Source organism: Methylophaga sp., assembly GCF_030651745.1.
In genome coordinates this window covers 1-9,309 of the sequence record NZ_JAUSCC010000005.1, presented here as the reverse complement: position 1 = coordinate 9,309, position 9,309 = coordinate 1, and the positions used below count along the sequence as shown (strand labels likewise).

At 47.2% G+C, this 9,309-nt stretch carries 2 protein-coding genes; one reads left to right on the top strand and one right to left on the bottom strand.

All coding sequences use genetic code 11. The annotated features are described in order from the left end of the window. The first annotated feature begins 389 nt into the window (after positions 1 to 389). Positions 390 to 8,999, top strand: a complete 8,610-nt coding sequence (locus Q7V21_RS00190) for a GH36-type glycosyl hydrolase domain-containing protein (RefSeq protein ID WP_304915365.1) — start codon at positions 390 to 392, stop codon at positions 8,997 to 8,999. Between the two features lie 85 nt (positions 9,000 to 9,084). On the opposite strand, the gene pqqA is transcribed toward Q7V21_RS00190, so the two are convergent. Then, positions 9,085 to 9,156 (bottom strand): pyrroloquinoline quinone precursor peptide PqqA, encoded by a 72-nt coding sequence (pqqA, locus tag Q7V21_RS00185; protein ID WP_081443609.1) that lies wholly within the window; start codon positions 9,154 to 9,156, stop codon positions 9,085 to 9,087. Positions 9,157 to 9,309 lie beyond the last annotated feature (153 nt).

Genomic DNA, 9,309 nt, shown 5'->3' with positions numbered 1-9,309 from the left:
TTGGTTGTTTGGTTTGCTTACGGTTCAGATAGTACGCCGACACACAAAATTGCCATAAGGTGAATTGCTTGTTGGGGCTCAGGATTTTGCTTAATCTAAATCAAGTACCTTTGTTAAAAATAGCTCTATTCTAGTAATCATCTGAATAATCAATGTAATTCTCTTAATTAATAACAACAAATCTTGGCATAGAACCAGGCTGGATGAGTGTTTAGTTCCAAGGCTTGCGTCCGTAGAAAAATCATTAACCCCACGGCGCTCCAATTGAGCCCATACTGATAGATAGTCCACATTTAGATAAGCGAAACCACACCCCGCCTATTTTCTACACATCACATTCGAACAAGGAGATCGACATAGATATCAAAGAGTTCGGATTGGCAGTACGCATGCGACATGTCCTGCGAAATGACAAGGACACGGAGTTGTTGCGCTCGGAGTTGTTAAGTATCGAACAGCTCAAGCGCCATGCGGTGGACTTAGCCCATGAACATCAAATAGATCCCAACCTTGATTCCGACAAATTACTGCCACGTTTAGCGGAGAACACTCGTGTTCTGCATACGGCTTATGACGTTGTCACTTCAGCAGCCACAGCCGGGCAAACCATGGTGCCCGCCGAAGCGTGGTTACTGGATAACTTTTACATTATCGAACAACAAATCCTGCTGGCAAAAAACCATTTACCTCGTGGTTACAGCCGGGAATTACCCAAACTGGCTAATGGCTTATCTGCTGGTTATCCACGGGTTTATGACCTGGCAATTGAATTAATTTCGCATATGGATGGCCGCCTGGATAGCGACAATGCCAGCCAATTTATCGCTGCTTACCAAACGGTTGAACCTTTAAAGCTTGGCGAATTGTGGGCGTTCCCCATTATGCTGCAATTAGCCTTATTGGAAAATTTACGTCGGGTGGCTGTACGTATTGCCCAACGCCGTGAAGAACGCGATGCCGCAATAACATGGGCCGATCGCATGCTAGCAACGGCAGAAGATGAACCGAAAAAACTGATTAACCAACTGGCTGATTTTGCCAATGCCGATGTGCCGTTAACGGCTTCTTTTGTGGAAGAGTTTTATGCCCGGCTTCAGGCCCAGGGCCCGGCCATGGCCTTTGTGCAAACCTGGGTTGAGCATAAATTATTAGAACAAGGTGTCACCGCTACCCAATTATCTGAATCAGCTGGTCGCGTAGCGGCTGCTAATCAAATCTCCATCGCCAACAGTTTCAGCAGCTTACGTTTCATCGGCATCATGGACTGGAAGCAGTATGTTGAATCACTCAGCGTGGTTGAACAGACTTTACGCCAAGGTGATCCGGACATTTATCCGCAGCAGGATTTTGCCACTCGCGATCGTTACCGGCATGTTATCGAAGATATTGCCCGTCACAGCAGCTGCACTGAGACAGAAGTTGCCCAAGGTTGTATTCAACTTGCAGCAGAAGCAGCTCTAACGGCTGGTGCAGATCATCGCACGGCACATATTGGTTTTTATTTGATTGATAACGGACGGACCTTGCTGGAACGTTCGGTGAACTGCCAGATCTCCTGGACGTTAAAAGCCAGACGTCAAATTAAACGCTCTCGATTATCGCTGTATCTCGGGCCAGTGGTGTTGCTGCCACTGATTTCAACGCTGCTGATATTAAGCGGGCTTTATCAGATAAATGTTCCCGGCTGGCAGCTTGGTTTATTGGCTATTCCACTGTTAATCAGTGTGTCGGCGTTAACGATTCCACTGATCAATCAATTTATTACCTTATTACTGCCACCACGTGTTTTGCCACGACTGGATTTTTCTCAAGGCATCCCGCAGCAGCATCGCACCATGGTCATTGTACCGACGTTAATCGCCAGCACTAAGGATATGGATGAATTGATTGAAGCGATACAGATTCGTTACCTGGGCAATCGGGATGCCAATCTGTTTTTTGCTCTGCTGACCGATTTTCATGATGCAGCAACGGAAACCTTGCCAGAAGATGCTGCGATCATCAGTTATGCAACCAAGGCCGTTGAAACGCTGAATGCAACTTATCGAAATGAAGATCGGCCGTGCATTTTTTACCTTTTTCACCGCCCCAGAGTGTGGAATCCCTATGAAAAAATCTGGATGGGCTATGAACGTAAACGCGGCAAATTAGAACACTTTAATGCCCGACTGCGTGGTGGGGCGTTAGACGCTTTCTCGGATATTGTCGGTGATACCTATATTTTATCGACAATCCAATACGTCATTACCCTGGATACCGATACTCAATTACCCCGTGATGCAGCACATGCGTTGATCGGCAATTTGGCACATCCATTAAATCGGCCAGTTTTTGATGCCAATGTCGGCAGGATTGTTGATGGTTATGCCATTTTACAACCGCGTGCCTCAATTAGCCTTGCCAGCGCCAACCAATCACGATTCAGTAAATTGTTTTCTGGTGCCTCTGGTATTGATCCGTACACCCGTGAAGTTTCTGATGTGTATCAGGATATTTTTGGCGAAGGATCGTTTGTCGGTAAAGGCATTTACGATGTTGATGCCTTCCGGCAGGTAACTGAAGGGCGTTTGCCTGAAAACCTGATCCTCAGTCATGACTTACTCGAAGGTGGCTATGCTCGCTCAGCGCTAATCACTGATGTGGATTTAATTGAGTCACACCCATCGACATATACCAGCGAAGCCAGCCGTCGCCATCGCTGGATCCGTGGTGACTGGCAATTAATCGGCTGGTTATTACCCAGTGTTTTATGCTCAAACCGTACCGATGACAGTCAAACATCATGGCGCAAAAACCCGCTTTCTCTGTTATCAAAATGGAAACTACTGGATAACCTGCGACGCAGTCTGGTCGCGCCAGCTTTATTGACGTTGTTAGTGATGGGTTGGTTATTTGCAGCCGGATCAGTCTGGCTTTGGACAGTGCTGTTGCTGACCATCATGTTGTTACCAACCTTGCTGTTCTCGCTGGTCGCACTGGTTAAAAAACCAAAACAAAGTGACTGGTTGTTGCATTTAAAAATGACGGCTCAATCCACCGATCAGCCAATCATGCAGGCAATGATGTCGCTGATATTTCTGCCGTATGACGCGCTGATAAATATCAGTGCAATTGTGCAGTCGGGTTTGCGAATGCTGTTTACCAAACGCGGCCTGTTAATCTGGCAATTGCCAAGTTACGCCCGCCGCAATAGATGTCAGACGCTACCGAGTTATTTCCAGGAAATGTGGATTGCCCCGTTGCTGGCAATCGCATTAATCCCCGCCTTGCTATCAATACCGGCAGTTAATCCATTGATGGCTTTGATTTACTGCGGGCCAGTGCTGGTTTTGTGGTTTATATCACCGGCAATTGCATGGTGGATAAGTCAACCAGCAGTTGAGAAGACAAAAGCGTTAACCGTTGAGCAGCAACAGTTTCTGCGGATCTCGGCACGGAAAACCTGGCGTTATTTTGATGATTTTGTCAGTGCTGAAGATAATTGGTTACCACCTGATAACTTTCAGCAATATCCAGCGCCATTAATTGCGTCACGAACTTCGCCAACCAATATGGGCATGTCGCTATTGGCCGATCTGGCCGCCTGTGACTTTGGCTATATCACTATCCGCCAAAGTCTCGAACGCATAGATAACACCTTAACCACGATGGAAGCCCTGGAACGCTATCGCGGACATTTCTATAACTGGTATGACACCCGAACATTACAGGTATTGCCGCCCTACTATATTTCATCAGTTGATAGCGGCAACTTGGCTGGGAGTTTACTGACCTTAGCCGCAGGACTGGCCGAGTGTAAACATCAGCCGATTTTTTCTGCCACTACGTTTCTGGGTTTGCAGGATACGTTGCAGGTATTTATTGATTCACTGAAAGCTCCAGTTGAAAAAGCCTTAAGCCGTGAACTAAAAAACCTGGATGAGATTTTGCAATCAGGCATCCAGCAACAAACTGTTTTGACAATAGGCCAGGTGGCCAGCGTTTTAGATGACATCAAACATAGCAGTGACATCATTATTGAAATGTTACCGGCCGATCTGCAGCCGGAAAGCCGCTACTGGATACAGGCTTTTGTAGAGCAAGTAATTGCCTTACAGGATTCACACAACACGTTGCTGGCTGAATCACCCGAATCAGAGCCGATCCCATCTTTACGTTCGTTAGCTGATAGTCAAAAAACCTCAGCCATAATAAAACTGAACCTGATCGATGAATTAATCCATCGTTGCCAGCAAATAACCGTGATGGATTTCGGCTTTCTTTACGATACAAAAACCGAATTATTAACCATCGGCTTTGATGTCACAGAAAGACGACGGGATCTGGCATGTTATGACTTGCTAGCTTCTGAAGCCCGACTGGCCAGCTTTCTGTTGATTGCTCAAGGTCAGGTGCCGCAAAAACATTGGTTTGCATTAGGCCGCTTACTGACCAGCCATGGTGGCGATATCAGTTTGATCTCCTGGAGCGGCTCGATGTTTGAGTATCTGATGCCGCAATTAATAATGCCCAGTTACCCCGACACATTATTAGATCACAGCTGCAAGGCCGCCGTGTCACGTCAGATTCAGTATGGTCGGCAACGTTCGGTGCCATGGGGCATTTCCGAATCGTGTTACAACACCACCGATTTAAATCAGGTGTATCAATATCGTGCGTTTGGCGTACCGGGACTCGGATTCAAACGCGGCCTGGGTGAAGATTTGGTGATTGCACCTTATGCCACGGCGTTAGCGTTGATGGTGATGCCACGTGAAGCCTGTGTGAATTTGCAAACACTGGCTGAACAAGGTTTTTCAGGTGATTTCGGCTTTTATGAAGCCATTGATTACACACCGCTACGTGTGCCGAGAAACAAAACCCACGCCATCGTGAAATCCTTTATGGCACATCATCAGGGCATGAGTTTATTGTCTTTTGCCCATGTGTTGTTGGATCAACCGATGCAGCGGCGTTTCCTGTCTGATCCGCAGATTCGCGCTACGGAATTGTTATTACAGGAACGAGTGCCAAAACAGAGTGCCACCTTACATCCGCATGCAGCTGAGGTCAGTGCGACAGCCAAACCACCAACTGCTGATAACAGATCAATGATGCGTGTTTTCAGCCATAACACTCCAATCCCCGAAGCCCATTTACTGTCGAATGGTCGTTATCACGTGATGGCCACCAACTCGGGCGGCAGTTACAGTCGCTGGAATAATTTGGCGATTACCCGCTGGCGTGAAGATGTCACCGCCGACAACTGGGGCACCTTTATCTATTTGCGTGATATGGATGATGGTCAGTATTGGTCTACCGCCTACCAGCCAACATTACGCGAAGCCGATCATTACGAAGCTATTTTTGTGCAGGCACGCGCCGAATACCGGCGACTCGATTCAGAGATAGAAGCACACACTGAAATCAGTGTTTCACCAGAGGATGATGTTGAAATCCGTCGTGTTACCTTAACCAATCAATCTGATCAGACACGTCATATTGAGGTCACCAGCTATGCCGAGGTGGTGCTGGCACCATTAACGGCCGATCTGGCGCATCGGGCTTTCAGTAATCTGTTTGTGCAAACCGAAATTCTAGCCGATAGACAGGCAATTATTTGTACCCGACGTCCCCGGACAGCCGGTGAGAATGTGCCGTGGATGTTTCATTTAATGTCAGCTCCCGGTGCAATGAGTGATCAACCGTCATTTGAAACTGATCGCTCTAAATTTATTGGCCGAGGCCGTACAACGGCTAACCCAGCAGTACTCACTAACAGAAAACGTTCTGAATCAACAGCTCATCGTTTATCCGACACCGATGGACCAGTACTGGATCCGATTGTCGCGATCCGCCGTACATTAACGTTGTCACCCGATGTGTCGACAGTGGTGCAGATTATCTCTGGTGTTGCCGATAGTCGCGAAGCGGCATTGGCTTTGGTCGACAAGTATTGTGATCGACATTTTGTCGAGCGCGCATTTGAAATGGCCTGGTTTCACAGCCAGGAAGTATTGCGACATATCAATATTAATGAGGCCGATGCCCAAATCTATGGCCGCTTAGCCAATTCGGTTATTTTCGGTAACAGACTGCGCCGTATCGCGCCGGAAATCATTGCCCGCAATCAGTTGGGACAATCGCGGTTGTGGCGTTTTGCCATCTCTGGTGATTTACCTGTCGTGATGTTGCATATCGGTAATATCAGTCGAATCGACCTGGTCAAACAGGCTCTGCAGGCCCACACCTATTGGCGGATGAAAGGACTGCTCGCGGATCTGGTGATTATCAACGAAGATTATTCGAACTATCGTGCCGAGCTTCAGGATCGCATCATGGGTTTGATTAATGCCGGACCGGAAGCACAAGTGCTGGATAAACCCGGTGGTGTATTTTTGCGCCGCTCCGATGAGCTGACTGAAGAAGAGCGGGTGTTATTGCAAACCGTTGCCCGTATTGTGTTCAGTGATATTCACGACACCTTAATTGAGCAAGTGGATCGTCGCGTTTCTGCCAGCCGAACATCAGATCAGTTATCGATTTCAGCAAAACCTATCTTAATACCAGCTAAACCACTGGATCCACGTGACGGTATTTTCAAAAATGGCTTGGGCTGTTTCACCCCGGATGGTCATGAATACGTTATCAAACTTGAACCAGGTCAGACCACACCTGCGCCCTGGTCGAATGTAATTGCCAGTCCACATATCGGTACTGTCGTCAGTGAAAGCGGTGGCTCATATACCTGGGTGAAAAATGCCCATGAATTCCGCATCACGCCATGGCTCAATGATCCGGTCAGTGACAGTAGCGGCGAAGCAATTTATATCCGTGATGAGACAACCGGAGAATTCTGGTCGCCCACTCCACTACCTGCACGCGGTCGTTCAGGTTACGTTTGTCGGCATGGTTTTGGTTACAGCGTATTTGAGCATAACGAAGCAGAAATCATCTCTGAACTCACCACCTATGTTGCGATGGATGCGCCGGTAAAATTTGTGGTGGTAAAACTTACCAATCAGTCGAAACGACCTCGCAATTTGTCAGTAACCGGCTATTGGGAATTCGTATTAGGTGAATGGCGCCATAGCAATCTGATGCATATTGTTACTGAGACCGAGCCGCATACAGGCGCAGTTTTTGCCCGCAATGCCTATAGTCGCGAATACGCTAATCAGCTTACTTTTGTGCATATCAGTGAACAGAAGCAGTCGATGACCGGTAATCGGACTGAATTTATTGGCCGTAACGGTTCTCTGGCAAATCCGGCGGCAATGGCTAAACAACAATTATCCGGTAACACCGGGGCGGGATTTGATCCTTGCGCCGCCATTCAAAGCAAAATTGAATTGGCAGCCGGTCAAACACGTGAAGTTGTGTTTATCATTGGCTCGGCAAACAGTGTGCATGAAGCCAATCATTTGATTCATCAATACGGCGGACCAGTTGGTGCCAAACAGGCATTGGAATCGGTCTGGGAATTCTGGAATCACACCTTAGGCACTATCAATGTCGAAACACCAAATGCAGCATTAAATGTATTAGCAAATGGCTGGCTGATGTATCAAACACTGTCTTGTCGCTTGTGGGGACGCAGTGGTTATTACCAGTCAGGCGGTGCTTTTGGTTTCCGGGATCAATTACAGGACACCATGGCATTGATTCATGCCACGCCATGGCTGGCACGTGAACAAATAATGCTTTGTGCTGGCCGACAATTTACCAAAGGCGATGTTCAACATTGGTGGCATCCACCTAATGGTCAGGGTGTAAGAACGCATTTTTCCGACGATTATCTGTGGTTGCCCTATGCGACCTGTCGCTATGTGACAACTACAGGGGATACCGGCATTCTTGATGAGCAGGTTCATTTCCTGGAAGGCCGGGAATTAAACGCCGAAGAGGAAGCTTATTACGATCAACCACAACGTTCGGCAGAAATCGCCAGTATCTATGAGCATTGCGTGCGTGCGCTCAAACATGGTTTGCGGTTTGGTGCACATCAACTTCCACTGATGGGTTGTGGCGACTGGAACGATGGGATGAATCTGGTTGGCCAGCATGGAAAAGGCGAAAGCGTCTGGCTGGCTTGGTTTTTATATGACAATTTGCAGCAGTTTTCACAGTTGGCCATAAAATTTAACGATGCCGAATTTGCTGAAAAATGTCAGCAACAAGCCGAATTATTGCGTCATAACATTGAAGAAAATGCCTGGGATGGCGAATGGTATCAACGCGCCTGGTTTGATGACGGCACACCATTGGGTTCCGCCAGCAATGATGAATGTCAGATTGATTCGATAAGTCAGAGTTGGTCGGTGTTATCCAAAGGTGGTGATGCTAACCGTGCCAGCCAGGCCATGGCTGCCGTTGATAAACGTCTGGTTCGCCGCGATGCACAATTAATTCAATTACTTGATCCACCGTTTAATAAATCTGCTCTGGAGCCGGGTTACATCAAAGGTTATGTGCCCGGTGTTCGTGAAAACGGCGGTCAATATACTCATGCTGCCATTTGGACCACCATGGCATTTGCCACCATGGGTGATAAAAAGCGGGCCTGGGAATTTTATGAAATGCTCAACCCCGTTAATCATGGCAATACAGCTGATACCATTGCCCGCTATAAAGTTGAACCCTATGTGATGAGCGCCGATATTTATGGCTCTGAACCACATACCGGCCGCGGTGGCTGGACATGGTATACCGGTGCATCGGGCTGGATGTATCGACTGACAGTTGAGACTTTGTTAGGGATTAATCTTGAAGATGGCCATCTCAGAATTGCACCTTGTGTCCCTGATGACTGGACATCGTTCAAGGTGCATTACCGCTATCACGAAACGCTGTATCACATCACGATAAACTGCCATCCAGGCCAATCGCAGCAAGTAACAAGTTTATTGCTGGATGGTTTTAAAATAAAGTCTGCAAGCGAAGTGGGCGCTAACAACGGAAGATTCCCAGTGGTCAATGATCAGCAGGTTCATCATGTGATCATTGAGCTTAATAGTTAATGGTCAGCAAACCAAAAACAGCAAATGACAGCCATAAAAAAGCCCCTTGTTACAGGGGCTTTTTTGTTTTGCGTTTTGTCGAATCTTAACGATTGCAGATATACATCGTTACTTCAAAGCCAAAACGCATGTCTGAATATTCTGGTTTAGTCCACATGATAATCACCTTTTGGTTGTTTGGTTTGCTTACGGTTCAGATAGTACGCCGACACACAAAATTGCCATAAGGTGAATTGCTTGTTGGGGCTCAGGATTTTGCTTAATCTAAATCAAGTACCTTTGTTAAAAATAGCTCTATTCTAGTAATCAT

Coding starts and splice junctions, on each gene's coding strand:
- Q7V21_RS00190 (WP_304915365.1), top strand. CDS start 390: ATGCGACATGTCCTGCGAAATGACAAGGACACGGAGTTGTTGCGCTCG.